The 21,147-nt window shown below is 65.8% G+C and carries 22 protein-coding genes, 1 tRNA gene, 2 pseudogenes and 1 riboswitch; of the genes and pseudogenes, 19 read left to right on the top strand and 6 right to left on the bottom strand.

The annotated features are described in order from the left end of the window. Positions 1-117: 117 nt before the first annotated feature. Positions 118-987 carry a hypothetical protein gene (locus ACU0DV_RS23290; RefSeq protein ID WP_283982072.1) on the bottom strand — a complete coding sequence of 290 codons (870 nt, stop codon included), beginning with the start codon at positions 985-987 and terminating at the stop codon, positions 118-120. A 111-nt stretch (positions 988-1,098) separates the two neighbouring features. On the opposite strand from ACU0DV_RS23290, the gene miaB reads away from it, so the two are divergent. The 12 genes from miaB to ACU0DV_RS23230 all read left to right on the top strand — a co-directional run bounded on the left by miaB (position 1,099) and on the right by ACU0DV_RS23230 (position 12,600). Next, a complete protein-coding gene (gene miaB / locus ACU0DV_RS23285; protein WP_100928134.1) occupies positions 1,099-2,406 on the top strand; it encodes a tRNA (N6-isopentenyl adenosine(37)-C2)-methylthiotransferase MiaB in 1,308 nt (435 codons plus the stop codon). A 217-nt stretch (positions 2,407-2,623) separates the two neighbouring features. Further along, positions 2,624-3,220, top strand: a complete 597-nt coding sequence (locus ACU0DV_RS23280) for an OmpA family protein (protein WP_100928133.1) — start codon at positions 2,624-2,626, stop codon at positions 3,218-3,220. A 19-nt stretch (positions 3,221-3,239) separates the two neighbouring features. Next, positions 3,240-3,557: a hypothetical protein gene (locus ACU0DV_RS23275; protein ID WP_100928132.1), complete on the top strand. Its 318-nt coding sequence runs from the start codon at positions 3,240-3,242 to the stop codon at positions 3,555-3,557. A 241-nt stretch (positions 3,558-3,798) separates the two neighbouring features. Beyond that, positions 3,799-4,770 carry a PhoH family protein gene (locus ACU0DV_RS23270; protein ID WP_100928131.1) on the top strand — a complete coding sequence of 324 codons (972 nt, stop codon included), beginning with the start codon at positions 3,799-3,801 and terminating at the stop codon, positions 4,768-4,770. Positions 4,771-4,861: 91 nt separating this feature from the next. Further along, positions 4,862-5,398 carry an rRNA maturation RNase YbeY gene (gene ybeY / locus ACU0DV_RS23265; protein ID WP_100928130.1) on the top strand — a complete coding sequence of 179 codons (537 nt, stop codon included), beginning with the start codon at positions 4,862-4,864 and terminating at the stop codon, positions 5,396-5,398. 13 nt (positions 5,399-5,411) lie between these two features. Further along, positions 5,412-6,368, top strand: a complete 957-nt coding sequence (locus tag ACU0DV_RS23260; protein ID WP_283983473.1) for a hemolysin family protein — start codon at positions 5,412-5,414, stop codon at positions 6,366-6,368. Next, on the top strand, positions 6,361-7,902 hold the full coding sequence (gene lnt / locus ACU0DV_RS23255; RefSeq protein WP_446241023.1) for an apolipoprotein N-acyltransferase: 1,542 nt from the start codon (positions 6,361-6,363) through the stop codon (positions 7,900-7,902). Before ACU0DV_RS23260 ends, lnt begins: the two co-directional genes overlap by 8 nt. A 54-nt stretch (positions 7,903-7,956) precedes the next feature. Continuing rightward, positions 7,957-8,005: riboswitch (SAM-SAH riboswitch) on the top strand. A 6-nt stretch (positions 8,006-8,011) separates the two neighbouring features. Beyond that, the gene (gene metK / locus ACU0DV_RS23250) at positions 8,012-9,193 is read left to right on the top strand and encodes a methionine adenosyltransferase (protein ID WP_100928127.1); all 1,182 of its coding nucleotides are present in this window, start codon (positions 8,012-8,014) and stop codon (positions 9,191-9,193) included. A 93-nt stretch (positions 9,194-9,286) separates the two neighbouring features. Continuing rightward, the gene (trmB, locus tag ACU0DV_RS23245) at positions 9,287-10,000 is read left to right on the top strand and encodes a tRNA (guanine(46)-N(7))-methyltransferase TrmB (protein ID WP_446241022.1); all 714 of its coding nucleotides are present in this window, start codon (positions 9,287-9,289) and stop codon (positions 9,998-10,000) included. Between the two features lie 92 nt (positions 10,001-10,092). Further along, entirely contained in the window at positions 10,093-11,436 is a 1,344-nt protein-coding gene (aroA, locus tag ACU0DV_RS23240; protein ID WP_446241021.1) for a 3-phosphoshikimate 1-carboxyvinyltransferase, read from the top strand. Beyond that, positions 11,433-11,939, top strand: a complete 507-nt coding sequence (locus tag ACU0DV_RS23235) for a hypothetical protein (RefSeq protein ID WP_446241020.1) — start codon at positions 11,433-11,435, stop codon at positions 11,937-11,939. Before aroA ends, ACU0DV_RS23235 begins: the two co-directional genes overlap by 4 nt. Positions 11,940-11,994: 55 nt before the next feature. Next, the gene (locus ACU0DV_RS23230) at positions 11,995-12,600 is read left to right on the top strand and encodes a (d)CMP kinase (protein ID WP_446241019.1); all 606 of its coding nucleotides are present in this window, start codon (positions 11,995-11,997) and stop codon (positions 12,598-12,600) included. A 90-nt stretch (positions 12,601-12,690) separates the two neighbouring features. On the opposite strand, the gene ACU0DV_RS23225 is transcribed toward ACU0DV_RS23230, so the two are convergent. Next, positions 12,691-13,716 (bottom strand): LacI family DNA-binding transcriptional regulator, encoded by a 1,026-nt coding sequence (locus ACU0DV_RS23225; RefSeq protein WP_370313231.1) that lies wholly within the window; start codon positions 13,714-13,716, stop codon positions 12,691-12,693. Positions 13,717-13,878: 162 nt separating this feature from the next. Here ACU0DV_RS23225 and ACU0DV_RS23220 point away from each other — a divergent pair. Beyond that, a tRNA-Arg gene (locus tag ACU0DV_RS23220) sits at positions 13,879-13,955 on the top strand. 176 nt (positions 13,956-14,131) lie between these two features. Here the strand turns inward: ACU0DV_RS23220 and ACU0DV_RS23215 are convergent. From ACU0DV_RS23215 to ACU0DV_RS23205, 3 genes are all read right to left on the bottom strand, one after another. Continuing rightward, positions 14,132-14,335, bottom strand: a complete 204-nt coding sequence (locus tag ACU0DV_RS23215; RefSeq protein ID WP_446273611.1) for a hypothetical protein — start codon at positions 14,333-14,335, stop codon at positions 14,132-14,134. Between the two features lie 84 nt (positions 14,336-14,419). Further along, positions 14,420-15,331 carry a DMT family transporter gene (locus ACU0DV_RS23210; RefSeq protein WP_446241018.1) on the bottom strand — a complete coding sequence of 304 codons (912 nt, stop codon included), beginning with the start codon at positions 15,329-15,331 and terminating at the stop codon, positions 14,420-14,422. A gap of 84 nt (positions 15,332-15,415) precedes the next feature. Beyond that, positions 15,416-16,108 carry a helix-turn-helix domain-containing protein gene (locus ACU0DV_RS23205; RefSeq protein WP_446273610.1) on the bottom strand — a complete coding sequence of 231 codons (693 nt, stop codon included), beginning with the start codon at positions 16,106-16,108 and terminating at the stop codon, positions 15,416-15,418. Positions 16,109-16,285: 177 nt separating this feature from the next. Between ACU0DV_RS23205 and ACU0DV_RS23200 the strand changes: the two are divergent. The 6 genes and pseudogenes from ACU0DV_RS23200 to ACU0DV_RS23175 all read left to right on the top strand — a co-directional run. Then, positions 16,286-16,378 (top strand): annotated as a pseudogene (locus ACU0DV_RS23200) (IS5/IS1182 family transposase); the annotation flags it as partial. 213 nt (positions 16,379-16,591) lie between these two features. Then, positions 16,592-17,209, top strand: a complete 618-nt coding sequence (locus ACU0DV_RS23195; protein ID WP_446241017.1) for a TetR/AcrR family transcriptional regulator — start codon at positions 16,592-16,594, stop codon at positions 17,207-17,209. 3 nt (positions 17,210-17,212) lie between these two features. After that, entirely contained in the window at positions 17,213-17,791 is a 579-nt protein-coding gene (locus ACU0DV_RS23190; protein ID WP_446241016.1) for an alpha/beta fold hydrolase, read from the top strand. Next, a complete protein-coding gene (locus ACU0DV_RS23185) occupies positions 17,788-19,311 on the top strand; it encodes a glycosyltransferase (RefSeq protein WP_446241015.1) in 1,524 nt (507 codons plus the stop codon). Before ACU0DV_RS23190 ends, ACU0DV_RS23185 begins: the two co-directional genes overlap by 4 nt. A gap of 64 nt (positions 19,312-19,375) precedes the next feature. Further along, positions 19,376-20,017: a DUF1326 domain-containing protein gene (locus ACU0DV_RS23180; protein ID WP_446241014.1), complete on the top strand. Its 642-nt coding sequence runs from the start codon at positions 19,376-19,378 to the stop codon at positions 20,015-20,017. 1 nt (position 20,018) lies between these two features. After that, positions 20,019-20,795, top strand: a complete 777-nt coding sequence (locus tag ACU0DV_RS23175; protein ID WP_446241013.1) for a DUF2182 domain-containing protein — start codon at positions 20,019-20,021, stop codon at positions 20,793-20,795. Between the two features lie 50 nt (positions 20,796-20,845). Here ACU0DV_RS23175 and ACU0DV_RS23170 read toward each other — a convergent pair. Beyond that, positions 20,846-21,019: pseudogene (locus tag ACU0DV_RS23170) on the bottom strand (IS5/IS1182 family transposase); the annotation flags it as partial. Between the last annotated feature and the right edge of the window lie 128 nt (positions 21,020-21,147).

Genomic DNA, 21,147 nt, shown 5'->3' with positions numbered 1-21,147 from the left:
GTGGCCCGCGAAGGCCGGGGGGCTGGCCCCCCGGACCCCCCAAGGTATTTGGACCAAGATGAAGGGCAGGGGCGGTTCCCTGTCCTTCCGTTTGGTATGGGTGTTGTCAGGAGGCGGTCAGAACCACTGGCCGGGCTCCATCAGGCCGAGGTCGAGGAGCTGGCGCGAGTGCCATTCGAAGGGCACGGAGTTGTGCCAGTGGAAGTTCTGGATGTCGAAGGTCGAGCCCGGGTTGCGCTTCAGCGCCTTTGCGGTGCGGAAGGACGCGATGGCGGCCGTCAGGTTGTTGTGCCACGGGCAGGCGTAGGTGTTGTATTCCTCGTCGTCGAAGGTGTGATCCTCGCGCAGGTGCAGGCCGGGCTTTGCGCGGAAGATGGCGATGCGGTCGATCTTGCGGCGTTCGGGGGGGATGTGTTCCTCGTACCGCCAGCGCAGGCCGCCGAAGAAGTCGAGTTGCCGTTCCTTAGGGTAGTTCTTGTTGTCCGGGTCGAGCCGGGCGAGCGCGTAGTAGCCGGAGCGGTCGAGGCAGGCCTCGTCGAGCGAGACGGCGTTCGGGTGGCGGCGGAGATCGCTGGCGTAGAGGTCCACCACGTAGGTCAGCATGGCATCGCGCCGCTCTTCGGTGTGGTAGGCGAGCATCTCGCCGATGGTGCGTGTCTCGCAGAACGGGTAGAACAGGTATTCCGCGTTGTAACAGTAGTAGAGCCAGCTGCCCCCGGCGGCGGCGTTGACCTGGTCCACCGCCGCCTGGACCGCGCCGTCGGCCATCGGGTCGTAGTCGATGCGGCGGATCTTGCCCACGAGGTCTGGCGGCGTCTCCCACAGCGGCGAGACGAAGCACAGGACGGTGCGGAAGCCGCAGTGGCGGTGGTGGCGCAGGGTGGTCGCGAGTTCCGTCTCGTCCTCGGCAAAGATCATCGCAACCGGCCCGCTGGCCAGCGCGTCGCGGCCCCGGTTGAGGAAATCCTGTAGGGAGTCGTACTGCATCGGCCTGCCCTCAAGCGCTTTGCATCGAGAATCGGTGAATTTCGGCCCCATTGCAAGACGGGGCGGTTTCGGGGTATCCCCCGCCCCTGATCCCCTACGCAATGGTGCAGCATGACCCGGAAGCTCTTCATCAAGACCTACGGTTGCCAGATGAACGTCTACGACAGCGAGCGCATGGCGGAGGCCATGGGCGGGCAGGGCTATGTCGTGACCGACACGCCCGACGACGCCGACATGATCCTGCTGAACACCTGCCACATCCGGGAGAAGGCCGCCGAGAAGGTCTATTCCGAGCTGGGCCGCTACAAGGGTCTGAAGGCGGCGAAGCCCGACCTGAAGATCGGCGTGGCGGGCTGTGTCGCGCAGGCGGAGGGCGAGGAGATCATGCGCCGTCAGCCGATGGTGGACCTTGTTGTCGGCCCGCAGAGCTATCACCGCCTGCCGGAGCTGGAGGCGAAGACGCGCACCGGGGCGAAGGCGCTCGACACCGATTTCCCGGAGGAAGACAAGTTCGAGCGGCTGGCGCAGCGCCCGAAGGCGAAGCGCGGCCCGACGGCCTTTCTGACGGTGCAGGAGGGCTGCGACAAGTTCTGTGCCTTCTGCGTGGTGCCCTACACACGCGGCGCCGAAGTGAGCCGCCCGGCGGAGCGGGTGATGCGCGAGGCGCGCGACCTCGTGGAGCGCGGCGTGCGGGAGATTACCCTGCTGGGCCAGAATGTGAACGCCTACCACGGGCACGACGGCGGGCTGGCCGGTTTGATCCGGGAACTGGAAACAATCGACGGCCTGGCGCGTATCCGTTTCACCACCTCGCATCCCAACGACATGGATGACGCGCTGATCGCGGCGCATGGCGAATGCGAGAAGCTGATGCCGTACCTGCACCTGCCCGTGCAGGCCGGGTCGGACAGGATCCTCAAGCGGATGAACCGCCAGCACACGGCCGAGCAGTACCTGCGCCTGATCGAGCGGCTGCGCGCCGCACGGCCCGACTTGCACCTGTCGGGCGATTTCATCGTCGGCTTCCCCGAAGAAACGGAGCAGGATTTCCGCGACACGCTCGCGCTGATCGAGGCGGTGGAATACGGATCGGCCTTTTCCTTCAAGTATTCGGAGCGTCCGGGCACACCCGCCGCCGAGCGCGCGCAGGTGCCCGAGGACGAGAAGGACGACCGCCTTCAGCGCCTGCAGGCCCTGCTGACGAAACAGCAGCGCGCGTTGCAGGACGCGATGGTCGGGCGCGAGGTCCGGGTGCTTTTCGAAAAGCCGGGCCGCCTGCCGGGGCAAATGGTCGGAAAATCGGAATACCTGCATGCCGTGCATGTGGAGGCAAAGGGAATCGACGTGGGCGATATTGCCCCTGTCCGAATCGAATCCAGCGGTCCAAACAGCCTTAAAGGCGCCATGATGGCGATGTAATGTCGCCACAGAACCTATTGAATCAAAAAACAACACCGAATTATCCACACAAAACACAAGATATAGTGGGAACTGTTTCCGAAAGCGGTACAGTCCTTGTGGATTTCTTCTTCCCTTACCTAATGGAATCCTTACACTGACTTTACAGTTAATTTGCGCGGCCCGCTGCCATCGGACAGCCGCGCATGGGGGAAACATCAGTTAAGGGACAGAGGCTGTGGTGACACGCATCTCCAAGGCCCTCAGCGCGCTTGCGCTGACTGCATCCCTGTGCCTGTCGGTTGCTGCACCGGCGGTCGCGGAAGATGCTGGGCAAACACCTATCATTTCTACGCAAACCACGCGCACCATTGTGGGCGAGCAATACATTCCGGGCATCTGGGTCGACCCCGATGGCTGCGAGCACTGGGTCATGGACGACGGCGTGGAGGGCTACATGGACCCCCACCTCGACCGCAAGGGGATCCCGGTCTGCCGCCGGTCCAACACCTGCGGCGTGATGAACACCGACCAGTTCTTTGCCACCGACAGCTACAAGATCTCGAAGCACGGCCAGGCGCAGATCGCCAACTTCTTCCGGTCTTCGACCGCGGTGGGTTACGTGATCGCCGGGCATACCGACAGCCGGGCCTCGGACTCCTACAACATGAAGCTGTCGTACAACCGTGCGCTGGCCGTGGCCCGCATTGCACGGGCCGTGGGAGCGAACATCACCGACGTGCGCGGATATGGCGAACGCATGCCCGTGGCGTCCAACGCCACCGCTGCCGGCATGGCCAAGAACCGCCGCGTCGAAATTCTCTGCTTCCAGTAAAGCCCGGGGGACCTTGGACATGAACTTCGCAAAACCGCTCCTTGCCCTGACCGTGGCGGGACTCGTCTCGGCCTGTGGCGTCGACGTTCCGATCGGCCCGGACAAGAGCCAGGACCGCAACTTCTTCGACCGGGATGACCTGTCCTCCATGCAGGCGGGCATCTGGGTCGATCCCAACGGGTGCGACCACTGGATCATCGACGACGGCGTCGAGGGCTACCTCTCGCTGCGTCTCGACAAGTACGGCAAGCCGGTCTGCTCGGGCGTCGCCCCGCCGACCGTCGTCACCGGCCAGTTCAAGGGCGGCTCGACCAGCATCATCGGCGACCCGCTCTGACGCCACCGTCACCTCAGCCATTGGAAAAGGGCCGTCTCCCACCGGGGGCGGCCCTTTTCCCGTCTGGTCCCGCGCCGTGCGTTCCGGCGCCTCGGACGCAGGCACACGCTGCGGACAGTGTTTCATTTGCGTGACATTCGTCCCGCGAGACTTGCGCAGGCGGGTGTGGCTTGGCACCATATCTAGACAAGGGCCCCCGCCGAATCCACAGCCCGGGCCGAACACGGAGCAGGAGAGAGGCTTGAACACTGGCGTACTGAACGAAGCCATCCTCGAGTTTCCAGACAACCGGCTGCTGATCGACCTCTGCGGAGAGTTCGACCGCAACCTCACAGACATAGAGGCGCGCACGGGCGTGCAGATCCTCAGACGCGGCAACCAGCTTGCCGTGCACGGGCCGGAGGACGCTATCAAGGGCGCCACGGAGGTGCTGCAGGCGCTCTACCAGCGGCTGGAGGCCGGGCGCGAGGTCGGCAAGGGCGACATCGACCGGGAGTTCCGCATGGAACACGAACCGGAGCCCGACCAGCAGCTCGAGATGTTCGGCGGCGGCAAGGTCGAGATCAAGACCCGCAAGAAGCTGGTGGAACCGCGCACCGACGCGCAGAAGGCCTACGTCCGGTCGCTGTTCGAGAACGAGCTGGCCTTCGGCATCGGCCCCGCGGGCACCGGCAAGACCTACATCGCCGTGGCGGTGGGGGTGAACATGCTGATCACCGGCGCCGTCGACAAGATCATCCTCTGCCGCCCCGCGGTGGAGGCGGGCGAACGGCTCGGTTTCCTCCCCGGCACGCAGGAGGAGAAGGTCGATCCCTACATGCAGCCGCTCTACGACGCGCTGAACGACTTCCTGCCGGGCAAGCAGCTCGCCAAGATGCGCGAGGAAAAGACGGTCGAGATCGCGCCGCTGGCCTTCATGCGCGGGCGCACGCTGTCCAATGCCTTCGTGGTGCTGGACGAGGCGCAGAACGCCACGACCATGCAGATGAAGATGTTCCTCACCCGACTGGGCGAGGGGTCGCGCATGGTGATCACCGGCGACCGCACCCAGATCGACCTGCCGCGCGGCGTGCCCTCGGGCCTGCAGGACGCGGAGCGCCTGCTGAAGGACGTGAAGGGCATCTCCTTCAACTACTTCACCGGCAAGGACGTGGTGCGCCACCCGCTTGTCGCCGCCATCATCGAGGCCTACGAGAAGGACGCGGAGGGGTGAGATCCCCCTGCCGCCTCCGCCCTTCGCCTCACCTTCATCTTGGCAGAAATACCTCGGGGGTCCGGGGGCTGGCCCCCGGCCGGTCGGCCATATGCTGACCGATACGATCATCGAGGACGACCGCTGGGAAGCGGCGGGGCTCGGGGCGCTGGCAGAGGAGGCCGCGCAGGCGACCCTCGCACTGCTCGGCCTCGTGGCCGACGACTACGAGATCGCGGTGATGGGCTGCAGCGACGGCCGCATCGCCATCCTCAACGCCGATTTCCGCGGCCGCCCGGCGCCCACCAACGTGCTGAGCTGGCCGACGCAGGAACTCGGCTCGCCCGAAGTGGGCGGTGAGCCTTTCCTGCCGCACCTCGACGACGACTTCGAGGAGATGGGCGAACCGCATCATCTGGGCGATCTGGCGCTCGCCTGGGAGACCTGTGAGCGGGAAGCTGCCGAGCAGGGCAAGTCCATGGCGGACCACGTGACGCATTTGCTTGTTCACGGGGTGTTACATCTTGTGGGCTACGACCATATCCGTGATGCGGATGCCACGTTGATGGAAGGGTTGGAGCGCGAGATACTTGGCAATCTCGGTATCGCTGACCCATATAGGGAGATTAATGGGCCCAATGGCTCGTGACTGGACCGGAGAAATGGGCGACAACGACGACTCGTCTAAGGCGGCGCATGGCGCGCTGAGACAATTTGAGGATGAAGAGGGACAGGATGCGGCGAGGCCGGGATTCCTGAGACGCCTCTTCGGTCGGACCACGGAAACCGACATGGAAGACGACTTCAAGGGCGACGACACCGTCGGCCCGCGCGAAGCACCCGTGCACGGCATGATCAACCTGCGGCGCATGCGGGTCGAGGATGTGGCCATTCCCAAGGCCGACATCGTGGCGGTGCCGAACACCATCACCCGGGACGACCTGGTGAAGGTCTTCCGCGAAAGCGGGATGACCCGGGTGCCGGTCTACGAGGGCACGCTCGACACCCCGGTGGGCATGGCGCACCTGAAGGACTTTGCGCTGGCCTACGGGTTCAACGGCGCGGGCGCCCGCTTCAACCTGAAACGCATGTTGCGGCCGCTGCTCTTCGTGCCGCCGTCGATGCCGATCGGCGTGCTTCTGACGAAGATGCAGACGGAACGGCGGCACATGGCGCTGGTGATCGACGAATACGGCGGCGTCGACGGGCTGGTGACGATCGAGGACCTGATCGAACAGGTCATCGGCGAGATCGAGGACGAGCACGACACCGACGACGACCAGTCGTGGGTGAAGGAGCGTCCGGGCTGCTACCTTGCGTTGGCCAAGACCCCGCTGGAGGAATTCGAGGCGGAACTGGGCTTCGACCTGACCGAACACGAAGACATCGACGAGGAAGAAATCGACACGCTGGGTGGCCTCGTGTTCATGCTGGCCGGCCGTGTGCCGGCCCGTGGTGAGGTGGTGCGCCATCCCGCCGGTCTCGACCTCGAGGTGGTGGATGCCGATCCGCGCCGCATCAAGCGGCTCCGGGTGCGCCTGCCGGGCGCGCAACGCGCCGCCAGCCAGACACAGGTCCCCGCCACCCCGGCGGGTGCATCGAAGGCGGGCCATGCCTGAACTGACGGCGCCCGCGCGGGCATTTGTGCTGCGCGGGTGGGCGCGTCTGCCGCTGGCCCTGGCCTGCGGCGCGCTCATGGGCCTGTCGGCTGCACCCTACGATCTCTGGTACGTGGGTTTTCTCGGGCTCGTGGGGGCGTTTGCGCTGTTCCGCGTGGCGCCGCGCGGCCTGCGGGCCGTGGGCACCGGCTGGATGGTCGGGCTGGGCTACTTCGGCCTCTCGATGAGCTGGATCGTCGAGCCCTTCATGGTCGATGCCGCCACGACCGGCTGGATGGCGCCTTTCGGGCTGCTGGGCCTTGCGGGCGGACTGGCCCTGTTCTGGGCGCTGGCGTTCTGGGGCGCGGGCCATGCGAAACACCGGGCCCTGCCGGCACTGGTGGTCACCTGGACAGCGGCGGAGCTGGCGCGGGCCTACGTCCTGACCGGCTTTCCCTGGGGACTGGTGGGCTATCTCTGGCTGCCGGTGCCGCCGGTCCAGTGGGTGTCGCTGGTCGGGCCGCACGGGCTGACCTTCCTGACCTTCGCCACCGCAGCCCTTTTCGCGGCAGAGGCACCAAGGCGTGACATGCGGCTGTTGCCGCCCGTGCTCGGGGTGACGGCGCTTCTGGCGCTCTTCGGCGGGGGGCAGGCGCTGATCCCGCCGCTGCAGGACCTCGACGGCCGTCCCATCGTGCGCCTTGTCCAGCCAAACGCGCCGCAGCACCTGAAGTGGCAGCGCGACATGGTGCCGGTCTATTATCGCCGCCAGGTCGACTTTACCGCCGCCCCGATGAAGGACGGCGACAGCAGGCCCGACCTTGTGATCTGGCCGGAGACGGCGCTGCCCACGCTGCTGCACCGCTCCGCCAACGAACTGGGCGAGATCAGCCATGCGGCGGGTGCGGCGCAGGTGGTCGTGGGGCTGCAGCGCGAGAACCTCGGCAACTGGTACAACTCGCTTGTCCTGATGGGGCCGGAGGGCGACGTGCGGCAGGTCTACGACAAGTATCACCTCGTGCCGTTCGGAGAGTACATGCCCGCCAAGGCGGTCTTTGCCCGCTGGAACATCGCCGGACTGGCGGCGCGGGCAGAGGGCGGCTACAGCGCCGGACCGGGGCCGGAGCTTCTGGACCTCGGGCCGCTTGGCGTCGCGCTGCCGCTGATCTGCTACGAGGCGGTCTTTCCGCAGGACGTGCACCGCGCGCCGGCGCGGCCCGACATGCTGATGCAGATCACCAACGACGCGTGGTTCGGTGCCTTCTCCGGTCCTTACCAGCATCTCGAACAGGCGCGCATCCGGGCAATCGAGCAGGGTCTGCCGATGCTGCGGGCGGCGAACACCGGTGTCTCGGCGGTGATCGATGGTGCGGGCCGCGTGCTGGCCGCGCTGCCGCTGAACGAGGCGGGCTACATCGACACGCCGCTGCCGCCGCCGCTGCGCGTCACGCTTTACAGCCGGACGGGAGACCTGCCAGTGCTGATAATGCTGTTCCTCTTCGCGGGCCTCCTGCTGCGACACCATCGCATCGCATTGCACAGAGAAAACGATTGACCCGTTCCCCCGGCGGGCGTACCCCGAACGAAGGCCTGAGAAATGGCCCAACAAATCCCGTCACAACGGCTTCCTGGCGTGACGGAGAAACCCGAATGGAGCACCCCCCATGTCCCGACAGAGTTACGTTTTCACCTCCGAGTCCGTCTCGGAAGGGCATCCCGACAAGGTCTGCGACCGGATCTCGGACGCCGTCCTCGACGCCTTCATCGCCGAGGATCCGCTGGCGCGTGTCGCCTGCGAGACCTTCGCCACCACAAACCGTGTCGTCATCGGCGGAGAGGTCGGCCTGACCGATCAGGCCAAGCTGGCGGAGTACATGGGCCGCATCGACGAGATCGCCCGCGCCTGCATCAAGGACATCGGCTACGAGCAGGAGAAGTTCCACCACGAGACGGTGGAGATCACCAACGTCCTGCATGAACAGTCCGCGCATATCGCGCAGGGTGTGACCGGTGGCGGCAACCGCGACGAGGGGGCCGGCGACCAGGGCATCATGTTCGGCTACGCCACCAACGAGACCGATGCGCTGATGCCGGCGCCGATCCTCTACAGCCACGCGATCCTCAAGCGGCTGGCCGAGGTCCGCAAGGACGGCACGGAACCAACCCTGCGCCCCGACGCGAAGTCCCAGCTAACGGTGCGCTACGAGGGCGGCAAGCCGGTGGGCGTGAGCTCCATCGTGCTGTCGACCCAGCACGAGAGCGAGAGCCAGACCTCCGACGACATCCGCGCCATCGTGGAGCCCTACATCCGCGAGATCCTGCCCGACGGCTGGATTTCCGAAGACACCGAATGGTGGGTGAACCCGACCGGCACCTTCGTGATCGGCGGGCCGGACGGCGATGCGGGCCTGACCGGCCGCAAGATCATCGTCGACACCTACGGCGGGGCGGCCCCGCACGGCGGTGGCGCGTTCTCCGGCAAGGACCCGACCAAGGTGGACCGCTCGGCGGCCTATGCCGCGCGCTACCTTGCCAAGAACGTGGTGGCCGCGGGCATGGCGGAACGCTGCACCGTGCAGTTGTCCTATGCCATCGGCGTGGCCCGGCCGCTGTCGATCTACGTGGACGCCCATGGCACCGGCGAAATCGACGCCGCCGCGATCGAGCGGGCGATCCCCAAGGTGATGGACCTGACCCCGCGCGGCATCCGCACGCACCTGGACCTGAACAAGCCGATCTACGCGCGCACCGCGGCCTACGGCCACTTCGGCCGCGCTCCGGAACCGGACGGCGGCTTCTCGTGGGAGCGGACCGACCTGGCGGAGGCGCTGGCAAAGGCCGTGTAACCCGGCCACCTCCGCGCGGCGGAGAGCAAACAGGGGCGTTCCCGGCGGGGCGCCCCTTTTCTTTTGCGCGGGGCGGGGCTACACGCCCCGGCCATGACCACGTCGAACAAACATCCCGATGCGCCCTGGCGCAACTTCTATGGCCGTGTGCGGGGCAAGACCCTGCGCCCGAGCCAGTTGGAATACATCGAGGAAGACCTGGGCGCCCTGTCGCCGGGACCGGTCGACTGGGACGTGAACCCGGAGCGCACGCCGCTGGATCTGAAGGCGCGGTTTGGCGACCGGACCGTCTGGCTGGAGATCGGCTTTGGCGGCGGCGAGCACCTCGTCCATCAGGCGGTGACCTACCCGGACGTGGCGATCATCGGCTGCGAGCCGTTCATGAACGCCGTCGCGATGCTGCTGGGCAAGCTGCGGGAGGCGGGTTGCGAGAACGTTTCGGTCCACCCGGGCGACGTGCGCAACCTTTTCGACGTGCTGCCGGAGGCCTCGCTGGACAAGGCGTTCCTGCTGTACCCCGATCCATGGCCGAAGAAGAAGCACCACCGCCGGCGCTTCGTGACGCAGGAGCACCTGGCGCCCCTGCACCGCGCCCTGAAGCCGGGCGCGGAGTTCCGCGTGGCGACCGACATCCCCGATTACGTCCGGCAGTCTCTGGTCGAAGTTCCGAAGGCCGGGTTCGCGTGGGAAGCCGAGGCGCCGGAGGACTGGCGCCGTCCGTGGTCCGACTGGCATTCCACCCGGTACGAGCAGAAGGCCCTGCGTGAGGGCCGGGTGCCGCACTACCTGACGTTCCGCAAGCTGTAAGGGGGGAGGCGGCGCACAGCCCCGCCCTACGGGCCGTTGCGCCCGTACCTGTGCCGCGCTAACAGTGCCGCGATCTTGACAGGAGACGCTGCATGTCCGCCCATGGTGAGCCCATTCCGATGACTTCCCGCCGCGCCGGTCCGCTGACCGGAGAGGCGCATGTGCCGGGGGACAAGTCGATCTCTCACCGCTCGCTGATCCTGGGCGCGATGACGGTGGGCGAGACGAAGGTCACGGGGCTCCTGGAAGGGCAGGACGTGCTGGACACGGCCAAGGCGATGCAGGCCTTCGGCGCGCAGATCGAGAAGATCGGCGAGACCTGGCATGTGCATGGCGTCGGCGTGGGTGGCTTTCTCGAGCCTGAGAACGTGATCGACTGCGGCAACTCCGGCACCGGCGTGCGGCTGATCATGGGGGCGATGGCGACCTTGCCCATCGTTGCGACCTTCACCGGCGACGCCTCGCTGAACAAGCGGCCGATGGCGCGGGTGACCGATCCGCTGGCGCTGTTCGGGGCGCGGTCCTACGGACGGTCCGGCGGGCGGCTGCCGATGACCATCGTCGGCGCAAAGGAACCCATGCCGGTGCGCTATGCCACGCCCGTGCCCTCGGCGCAGGTGAAGTCGGCGGTGCTGCTGGCCGGGCTGAATGCTCCGGGCGAGACGGTGGTGATCGAGCGCGAAGCCACCCGAGACCATTCGGAGCGGATGCTGGCGGGCTTCGGCGCCACGATCTCGACCGAGGACACCGACGAGGGCCGGGTCATCACGCTGCAGGGCCGTCCGGAGTTCGTGCCGCAGGACATAGTCGTGCCGCGCGATCCGTCCTCGGCCGCCTTCCCGGTCTGCGCGGCGCTGATCGCCGAAGGCTCGGACGTGCTGGTGCCCAACATCGGCCTGAACCCGACGCGCGCCGGGCTGTTCTTCACCCTGCAGGAGATGGGCGCGGACCTGACCTTCGAGAACATGCGCGAGGAGGGCGGCGAACCCGTCGCGGACCTGCGGGCGAAGTTCTCTCCGGACATGAAGGGGATCGAGGTTCCGGCCGAGCGCGCGGCCTCGATGATCGACGAATACCCGGTGCTGTCGGTCGTGGCGGCCTTTGCGCAGGGCAGGACCCACATGCCGGGGGTGAAGGAGCTGCGGGTCAAGGAGAGCGACCGGATCGACGCCATGGCACGCGGGCTGCGCGCCGCTGGTGTGCAGGTCGACGAAGGCGACGACTGGTGGACGGTGCACGGGCGCGGCTTCGGCGACGTCGCGGGCGGCGTGACGGCAGAGACCTTCCTCGACCACCGCGTCGCCATGTCCTTCCTGGTGATGGGTCTCGCGACCAACGCGCCGATGTCGGTCGACGACGGCCAGCCGATCGCCACGTCCTTCCCGATCTTCGAGGGGCTGATGGCCGGGCTCGGCGCGCGGATCGAGCGCACGTGAACCTGCGCCTCCACCCGCGTCCGACCGCCGGACTGGGCGCGCTGGCGGTTCTGGCGCTGATGGCGGCGCTGCTGCACTGGAAGATCGCGCCGCTCACCGACAGCGGTTTTCTTCCGCAACTGGCCTTCCGCGGCTACTCGTCCCTGGACCTGCAGGCGTTCGGAACCGAACTGCTGCGCTCCGGCGAAGGCGGGCTTTACCGGAACATCCTGCGGCTCGACCTCCTGTTCATGGGGCTCTGGGGCCTTTGGGTGGTCCTGGCCTTTCCCGACCGGCGCGCGGTCGGCATGGCGCTGGCGGGTGTGGTGCTGGTCTGCGACCTTGCGGAGAACGTCCTGCTGCAACAGGCGCTCGACTGGGCCATGGGGCGGAGCCTGCCGACCGGCTGGGTGCTGTACCCGCCGCTGATCGAAGATGCGCAGGCCGTGCCCTTCACCCGGGCCAAGCTGTTGCTCTACCCGCTGGTGACCGGGGGTCTGCTGCTGCGCGATCTCGGGCGCTGAGCCTTTCCTTTCGGGTTGCACGTTGGTATGCGCCGGGCGCGACACGGAGGCTGCCATGATCTTTACCATCGCCATCGACGGGCCTGCTGCGGCGGGCAAGGGCACCATCGCGCGGGCGGTGGCGGCGCACTTCGGCTTTGCGCATCTCGACACCGGGCTGCTGTATCGCGCGGTCGGACGGCACCTGCTGAACGGCGAGGACCCGGTCGCCGCGGCCCGGGCACTGGACCCAGCAGAGCTGGACGAGGGCGCGTTGCGCACGCCGGAGGTGGCGCAGGCGGCCTCCCAGGTGGCGGTGCTGCCGGAGGTGCGCGCGGCGCTGGTCGATTTCCAGCGCGGCTTTGCCCGGCGCGAGGGCGGCGCGGTCCTTGACGGGCGCGACATCGGTACGGTGATCTGCCCGGCGGCGGAGGCCAAGCTGTTCGTCACCGCCAGCGCCGAGGTCCGGGCGCAGCGCCGTTTCCGCGAGCTTGCGGAGAAGGGGCTGGAGGTGGACTACGACACGGTGCTGGCGGACGTGCGTGCGCGCGATGCGCGAGACATGAGCCGCGCCGAGGCGCCGCTGGTGGCGGCGGGAGATGCGACGGTGGTCGACACCTCGGAAATGGCGATCGCGGATGCGGTTGCGGCGGCCATCGCGGCGGTCGAGGCCCGCCGCTGAGCCCTTGCCCGACCGCGCGTCGGCGCGGATCGGGTTTTCCAGGTATTTTTTCCAAGATGAAGGAAGGAGGCCGTTTCAGGCCCCTGCCGGTCAGCGCCGTTTGAGCGTGTCGCCGTAGTTGATCGTGGGCGTCAGTTCGATCAGACGCTCCACCTCGGCCGAGGGGTTGGAGACGCGTTCGGCGATGATCTCGGCGGCGCGGGTGCCGATCTCTGTCCGGCAGGCGTCCATCGTGGCAAGCTGGCGCGGCAGCCCGTCGAGCAGTTCCACCCCGTTGAAGCCGGCAAGGCCCACGCGGCCGGGAATGTCGATCCCGGCGTCGAGCAGGTGCATCAGCCCGCCGGCCGCGATCATGTCGTTGGAGTAGTAGAGGAAATCGAGTTCGGGCTCACGCTCAAGCATGGCCTTGGTCATTTCGCGGCCCTTCTTCAGCGCGGAGCCACCCGAGTAGAATTCGTGTTCCGCGATTTCCACGCCTTCCTTGGCGAGCGCGGTGGTGAAGCCCTCGAACCGTTTCCGGGCGCGGTGGTCGAGCGGCATCTTCGTGCCCATGAACCCGATCTTCTGGTAGCCTTGCTTGAGGATGGCGCGGGCCATCTCGCGACCGGCGCGGCGGTGGCTGATGCCCACGGCGCAGTCGATCGGGTCGCCGTCGGTGTCCATGATCTCGACCACCGGGATGCCGGAGGCCTTGAGCATGGCCTCGGAGGCCTCGGAATGTTCGAGGCCCGCGATGATGACGCCGGAGGGCCGCCAGGAGAGCATCTCGTAGAGGACGCGCTCTTCCTTTTCCGGCAGGTAGTCGGTCACGCCGACCACCGGTTGAAGTTCAGTGTTCTCCAGCACGCGGGAGATGCCCGACATCACCTCGGGGAAGACCATGTTGCGCAACGAGGGGATGATGACCGCAACGAGGTTCACCCGCTGGGAGGCCAGCGCCCCGGCGATTTTGTTGGGCACGTACCCCAGCGCCTTGGCCGCTTCGAGCACCTTTTCCCGCGTGGCCTGGCTGACATCGCCCCGGTTCCTGAGCACGCGGCTGACCGTCATCTCGGAGACGCCGGAGGCTTCGGAAACGTCGCGCAGGGTAAGCGGGCGGTGATCGTCTGCTGGCACTTGGGAAATTCCTTTTCTTCGAGTTGCTTCACGATACGCCGCGCCCGCCGCCATGCGCAAGAGAGGGCTGCGGTGCGGCACACCCGCGCGCGGAACCTGTCCTTTCGCGGGCGGAAAGGGTCATGACAACGCGTACCGGACAGGCTAAGAGGCGGGGCGTGCGGTCCCGTGGCTCAACTGGATAGAGCAGCCCCCTCCTAAGGGGCAGGTTGCAGGTTCGAATCCTGCCGGGATCGCCAAAACTCCGTTATCTCCTCTTATTTTCAACCTCTTGTGCGGGAATTTTGTCCAGCCAGTCTGAAAGCTTGGACACTTTCGCAGCGCGGATATTTGATATGCCACCCGCCGACAGCTTCTTGCGCTGTGCGGTTTTCACATAGGTTAAACGCAGTGACCGAACCTATCTCCACTCGGCTCATGCAGCCGAAAGCTGCCGCTTGGATTGATAGCGACGCTCCGCGCCTTCCAGCCCTTCCGTGCTGAACGTTGCAGCCTTCGCATCTGCGTGCGAAGAGATGAGGGGCTGGAAAGACATACCCTTATGCCGCCGCTTGCCGTCCTTCGGTGGCGAAGCGGAGTACGCGGCCGGACTTTCCATCAGCGAAGTTGAGATGATCATGTTGCAGCCCAGCAGCTGAGACCCGTAGCTTTCCGAACTTCACAGTGCAGTGGCGAGGTTCAGGAGCGACCGAGACCTCACGTATCAAGAATATCGAGAATTGGCCCTTCCTTGTGAATGCCGGTCTCTTCCCGCTCGGCTCGCGGCCATCGCACCGGTGACGACAAGCGTGGCGGCAAGACCCAGGTAAATGGAGGCAGATGCTTCTCCCGCCAGGACCAGAAGGGCGGTCGAAAGAATTGGGGTCGAGAAGGAAATCACGCCGAGCAGGGCGATGTTTCCATGTTTGGTCGCGTGGTCCCATGACAGGAAGGTCAAGCCGATGGGGCCAATACCGAGGAGAACAATTGCCCACCATTGCCCGGGAGTTGGGCTGACGCTGGTTTCGAAAACCAGGTGAGACAGGGCGGACAGTACCGCAACGGCCCCGCAAACGCCGATCAGCATCTCGCTGGGCACCCCGGAATATCTGCGATTGAGCACCGAGTAGCCGGACCAGATCAGGGCGCAGGCGAACGCCGCCACGTATCCAGAGGCTGGGCCGACGGCCTCCACCGTCGCGGATTTATCTGCGAACATGACGACGACACCCGCAAGGCCCAGCAACGCACCGAGACCGTGGCCCCACCGCACCCCGCCGCCGCCCGAGGCAAGAGAGGCAAAGACCACGATCAGCAGCGGCCAGAGGTAGGCGATCAGGCTGGCGCGCGCGGGTGGTATGCTCGCCACGGCGTAGAAATAGGCGGCATGATAGGTGAAGATCGCCAGCACAGCCATGATCCAGGGGCGCAACGGTTGTTTCAGGACGCGCCATGCACCTTTTCCCCGCGCTCCCAGGAAAAGGAGACCGGCAAGAAAGGCTATGGCCGCGTTCGTCGCAAGCAACTGGAACGGCGGAATGCCTGCGGCCAGTGTCGAGAGCAAGGCCAGCGACGCGGAAAAGCCTATGGCGACAAGGCCGACAAGTGTCGCCGCTGTTTGAGAATGGTGCGCCATGGGACCTCCGGGGTTTTTGCCCTCAGAGACACGGTTTCATGGGGATATTCTTGGCCGAGGCGGTCAGTGAATTGACCGAGGCGATCAGTCTTTGGCGATCGGCGTCTTGCGGATTCTGGCCGGTGTCGTGCCACGTTCGCGCCGAACCGCACGATTGAGCGCGCTCTGGTCGGAGTAGCCTGTGACCATCGCGATTTCGGCAATCGGCAGTCTTCCTTCCGCCAGCAAACGTTCTGCTTCATCGATCCTCAGCGTCGAGAGATACGCTGCCGGAGTCGTGTCCAGCTTCGCGCGCAGAAGCCGCTTGAGACCGCTGACACTGGTCCCTGCCTCCCGGGCGACGTCTGCGACGGTGGTCGGGTCCGCAAGGCGCATACGCATGTAGCTGCAGGCCCGGTCGAGTATCATGTCTCGCATATCCACCGGGGCAGTCACGCGGGTCATCTGATCGAGCAGAAGCGTCATCCACGCGGATGCTCGGTCTGCGCCGTGGTCGCCGATGGCGCGAAGATAGTCCAGCAGGCTGCGCAGAACCGGGTCGATGTGGAAAAACGGCGGGATGTTGTACGGATGGAGCCTTTGCTCATCGGGTGGAAGGTCCAGCACGATGAACCTGCTTTTCGTCGCAGCAGAGAAGGAATGGACCTCGCCCGCCCGCACGAAGGCGGCCGACGAGTCGTGAACATGCCCCCTTCGGGAGGCGCGCAACTCCATCTTGCCGCTGAACGGCAGGACAATCTGATGAAACTCGTGCCTGTGGTCCGGCTCGTTGGGCACGTAAGATCGGAGACTGACTCGCGGCTGCATGGCGTCGGTTGGTTTTCTGTTCACAGCTCGCTTCGACAAGGATCTGGGCTGTATGAGGATTGGAAAAACCTTTGGCAAGTCCGCATGAAACTGCTGCACGCACGAGATACGCAATTCCGGCCTTAGGTAGCAAATCTGCCGAGAGGGGAGATCACCGGGGGCCACATTGGTGATGCACCGGTCTTGCCCGGTCTGCTCAGCCAGACCCCGATTGGCGACGAGCAAGAGCATGTTCGCGCGTTCAAGCGCTGGTTTCCGTTGAGCCTTCGGGCGCTGAACGATGGTCTTGCGGCAGAATGGCTGTGTGTCTCAATCTGCCGCTCCCGACGGTCTCTTGAAGTTCGTCGCCGTTCACGCGCTGGGACTCGGCCGGTTATCGCACCACGGTCATGCCGGCCCTGTCCGCACCAGCCAACCATTGACTAATTCGTTCGAACGAACTAATGATGTCGAATGACCCTCTCAGCACGCGAAACCTCGAGCACACGACAGTCGATCATCGACGCGGCACGCAATGTGTTGATGAGCGACGGCTATTCCGGCCTTTCGACGCGGGCGGTCGCAGTGGCCGCAAACACGCAGATGAGTCAGATCCGCTATCACTTCGGGTCGAAGGACGGATTGATCCTCGCGCTTTTCGACGACATGACGGAACGCCTGATCTCCCGGCAGAGCACGGTCTTCGAGGATCCGGAGATCCCGCTGTCACGCAAATGGGCCCTGTCCTGCGACTTCCTCGACCAGGATCTCGACAGCGGCTACGTCAGGGTGCTGCAGGAGCTGATCGCGGTCGGATGGTCGAATTCTATGGTCGGTGACGCGGTGCGCACCTCCTTCGGCCAGTTGCGGGATATGCATGTCGCCCTTGCGAAGGACCTTGCCGACCGGATCGGCGGGCTTGGTCCCTTCGAACCCGAGGATGTCGCGGCGCTCGTGGGCAGCGCGTTCATCGGCGCCGAGGCGTACCTCTTGCTGGGGCTGGAAAGCGATGCCCTTCCCCTGCGCCGGGCCTTGCGGCGGGTCGGTGACCTGATCGCGCAGCACGAACCCCCAGATACAGCGAAGGAATAGGTCATGCGCGCCGCCACCCCGACCAGCGAAGGCACGATCGTTCGGGACGGGGTGACGGTGCACTATGCCATCCACGGCAACGGTCCGCGCACGCTGATGTTCCTGCCCGCGTGGCCGATTGTCCATTCGCGCGTCTACAAGGCGCAGATCCCTTACTTCGCCGACCACTTCCGGGTGATCTCGTTCGATCCGCGCGGCAACGGCCTGTCGGACCGGCCCGAGGATCCCGACGCCTATGCGCCCTCGCAGAACGTGGCCGATGCCCTTGCCATCCTCGATGCGACCGACACCGCGAAAGCCAGCCTGATCGGGCTGTCGCTGGGCGGTCTCTACGCGGCCCTGATCGCGGCCCATGCGCCCGAACGCGCCGAGGCGCTGGTCGGCTGCGGCGCTGTCGTGCCCTTCGTGCCCCCGCACCCCCACAAGAGCGTCGACGTCGTTCGCGCGACGCCTGAGGCCCGGAGGGTTGGGACAAGTTCAATGCCCACTACTGGCAGACCGACTATGCCGACTTCTGCGCGTTCTTCTTCAGCCGGATGTTCTGCGAGCCGCATTCCACCAAGCAGATCGAGGATGCGTTGAGCTGGGCCGCCGACGGCAGCGGCGAGGTTCTGGCCCGCATGTCGCTGGCCGAGGACCGCGGCCCCTATCCCGCGTCCGAAGAGGCCTATGGCAGGATCCGATGCCCCTCGCTCTGGGTTCATGGCGAGAGGGATGAGGTGACCCCGTGGCAGATGTCCGAGGCCGCCGCACAAGCCACGGGGGGTGAATTCCAGCTCTGGGCCGGTGTCGGGCATGGCGCGAACGCGCGGTATCCGGCGCGGTTCAACACGCTGGTGCGCGCCTTCCTCGACCGTCATACGGGCACGCCGCCGCCGGTGAAACGGACGCGCAGCCAGCGCCCCAAGCGCGCGCTCTACCTGTCGTCGCCGATCGGACTGGGCCACGCCCGCCGCGACCTTGCCGTCACCCGAGAGCTGCGCGTCCTGCATCCCGACCTCGAGGTGCATTGGCTGGCGCAGGATCCGGTGACCCGCTTCCTGTCCGCCCATGACGAGGTCCTGCACCCGGCCAGCGCGCGACTGGCCAATGAATCCGCCCATATCGAGGCGGAAGCGGGCGAACACGACCTGAACGCCTTTCAGGCGATCCGCAACATGGACGAGATCCTGATCAAGAACTTCATGGTCTTTCAGGAGGTGGTCGAGGACGGCGACTATGATCTTGTCATCGCGGACGAGGCCTGGGACGTCGATCACTACTGGCACGAACATCCCGATCTGAAGCGCGCCCCGGTCGCATGGTTCACCGACTTCGTCGGCTGGGTGCCCATCCCGGAGAATGGCGCGCGCGAGGCCTTCCTGACCGCCGACTACAATGCCGAGATGATCGGCCATGTCGAAGCCAACCCCGGTATCCGCGACCGCGCCATTTTCGTCGGAGGACCCGAGGATATCATTCCGATGAGTTTCGGCCCGGGCCTGCCGCAGATGCGCGACTGGGTGCCCGCGCATTACGACTTCTCCGGGTACATCATCGGCCAGCATCCCACGTCCTTCGGCAGCCGCGCAGAGCTGCGCGAGAGGTTCGGGTATCGCGAGGGTGAGAAGGTCTGCATCGTGACCGTTGGCGGCTCGGGTGTCGGGGCCAGCCTGATCCGCCGGATCCTGAACGCCTATCCGATCGCCCGGTCGCGCATTCCCGAGCTTCGGATGATCTTGGTCACCGGACCGCGCCTGAACCCCGCGGCCTTCGCGCTTCCGAAAGGGGTCGAGGCGCGCGCCTTCGTCCCCGACCTCGACCGGCATCTGGCCGCCTGCGATCTCGCGCTGGTGCAGGGCGGGCTGACCACCACGATGGAACTGACGGCTGCGGGTACGCCCTTCCTCTACTTTCCGCTGAAGAACCATTTCGAACAGAACTTCCATGTCGCCCAGCGGCTTGATCGCTACAACGCTGGGCGGCGGATGATCTACGACCAGAGCGACCCGGAGCGGATCGCGCAGGCGATGGTCGAGGAACTGGCCGCTCCGCGGGCCATGCGCCCGGTCGAAGCCGACGGTGCCCGCCGGGCCGCACACATGCTGTCCGACCTTCTCTAGCCCCCGGAATTTCACAAGCGAAGGATCCTGCTGCACGCCTCTCACCCCTGACCGGAGAAAACCGATGACCCCCTGGGAAATCCACGGAACCGAACTCACCAACTGCAACTGCGCCTATGGCTGCCCCTGCCAGTTCAACGCGCTGCCCACCCACGGCACATGCGAGGCGGCGATCTGCTTCCATGTTGACAAGGGCCACCACGGAGAGGTGTCCCTGGACGGGCTGAACTTCGCGGCCGTCGTCAAATGGCCCGGGGCGATCCACCTCGGCGAGGGCCGCATGCAGATCGTCATCGACGACGCGGCATCCCCGGACCAGCGCAAGGCCCTGGAACGGATCATGCGGGGTGAGGATACCGATGAGATGGCCACGATGTGGTGGGTCTATTCAATGATGTCGCCCCACAAGGAAGAGACCCTCTTCCGGAAGTTCGAGTATTCCTGCGACGTCGAAGCCCGGACCGGCGCGGTGCGGATCGACGGGGTCCTCGATCTGGACGCCGGCCCGATCATCAATCCCGTCACGGGTCAGCCGCACCGGGTCCGCATCGATATGGTCGGCGGGTTCGGATACGAAATCGCCGAGATGGGCAGTGCCACGACGCGGACTCACGGGCTGATCGACCTGCCCAACAACACCAACACCTACGCGCAGTTCAACGAGCTGCACTTCAACAACCACGGTTACATCAGGGCGGCTGCCTGACATGACCGAGGCCGTGACTCCGGTTGAGCGGCTGGTTGCGCGCGACAAATTCGTCGTGAGCGCCGCACTGACAGCCGTCATCCTTGCGAGCTGGGGCTACCTCCTGATCGACGCCGGCATGGAGATGCCGGCGTCGATGTCCGACATGGCCATGCCCGTGTCACCCGCGACATGGACGCCGGGCCTCGCGGCGACCATGTTCGTGATGTGGTGCGTCATGATGGCCGCCATGATGCTGCCGAGCGCAGCCCCGGTGATCCTGCTCTACGCCGCGCTTGCGCGCCGGTCCGGCGGGCGAGGATCGACGCTTCTGCTGGCCTCGGGCTATGTGCTCGTCTGGTGCGGGTTCAGCCTGATGGCAGTTTTGATCCAGTGGATCCTCGTCCGGCAGGGTCTGCTGGCGGAGATGCGCAGCACCTCGGTATCGCTCTCCGGCGGGCTTCTTTTGATGGCCGGAGTCTACCAACTCACGCCCGCCAAGTCGGTCTGTTTGAAAAAATGCCGGTCCCCTGCGCAGGTCCTGACCCAAGGCTGGCGCCCCGGCCCCGGCGGCGCATGGCAAATGGGACTTCGCCACGGTCTCTACTGCGTGGGCTGTTGCTGGGCGATCATGCTCTTGCTGTTCTGGGGCGGCATCATGAACATCGCCTGGATCGCCGCCTTGGCGGGATTTGTCCTCTTCGAAAAGCTAGCATCGCCCCGGCCCGCCCTCGGCCGCCTGATCGCGTGGGTGATGATCGGCGCCGGAGGGACCCTGATCCTTGTCGGCCTGCGCTGAGTGTCCGCGCAGCCTGCAGTTCGCAGGGAAGGTCACCGTCAGGCAGGTCTGGATCGCAGCGCAGCGTCGCTGTAGCACGATTGCCGACCCCGCTTGCCGGTTGGTGGCGGCTTCCAGACCATGCCCGGGCCGAACCAGATCGTCAGGAAGCCACGCTGCTTCAGCGCATCGTTGCAGGCCGGCCAGTTCCTGATCTTGTAGCTCGGCGGTCTAGGTCCGCTCATGCAGTCCCGGCTACCATGCTGATTTCACGACATGACTCCTCGCCTCGATTTGCACAACAGAGCTGCACGCCGGGAAGCCCCTGAGAAAAGCGCATGGGATATCGCGGCGACCATCGCCGTAAATGTTC

The organism is Sagittula sp. (assembly GCF_052825245.1).
This window is presented reverse-complemented; position numbering and strand designations above follow the sequence as displayed.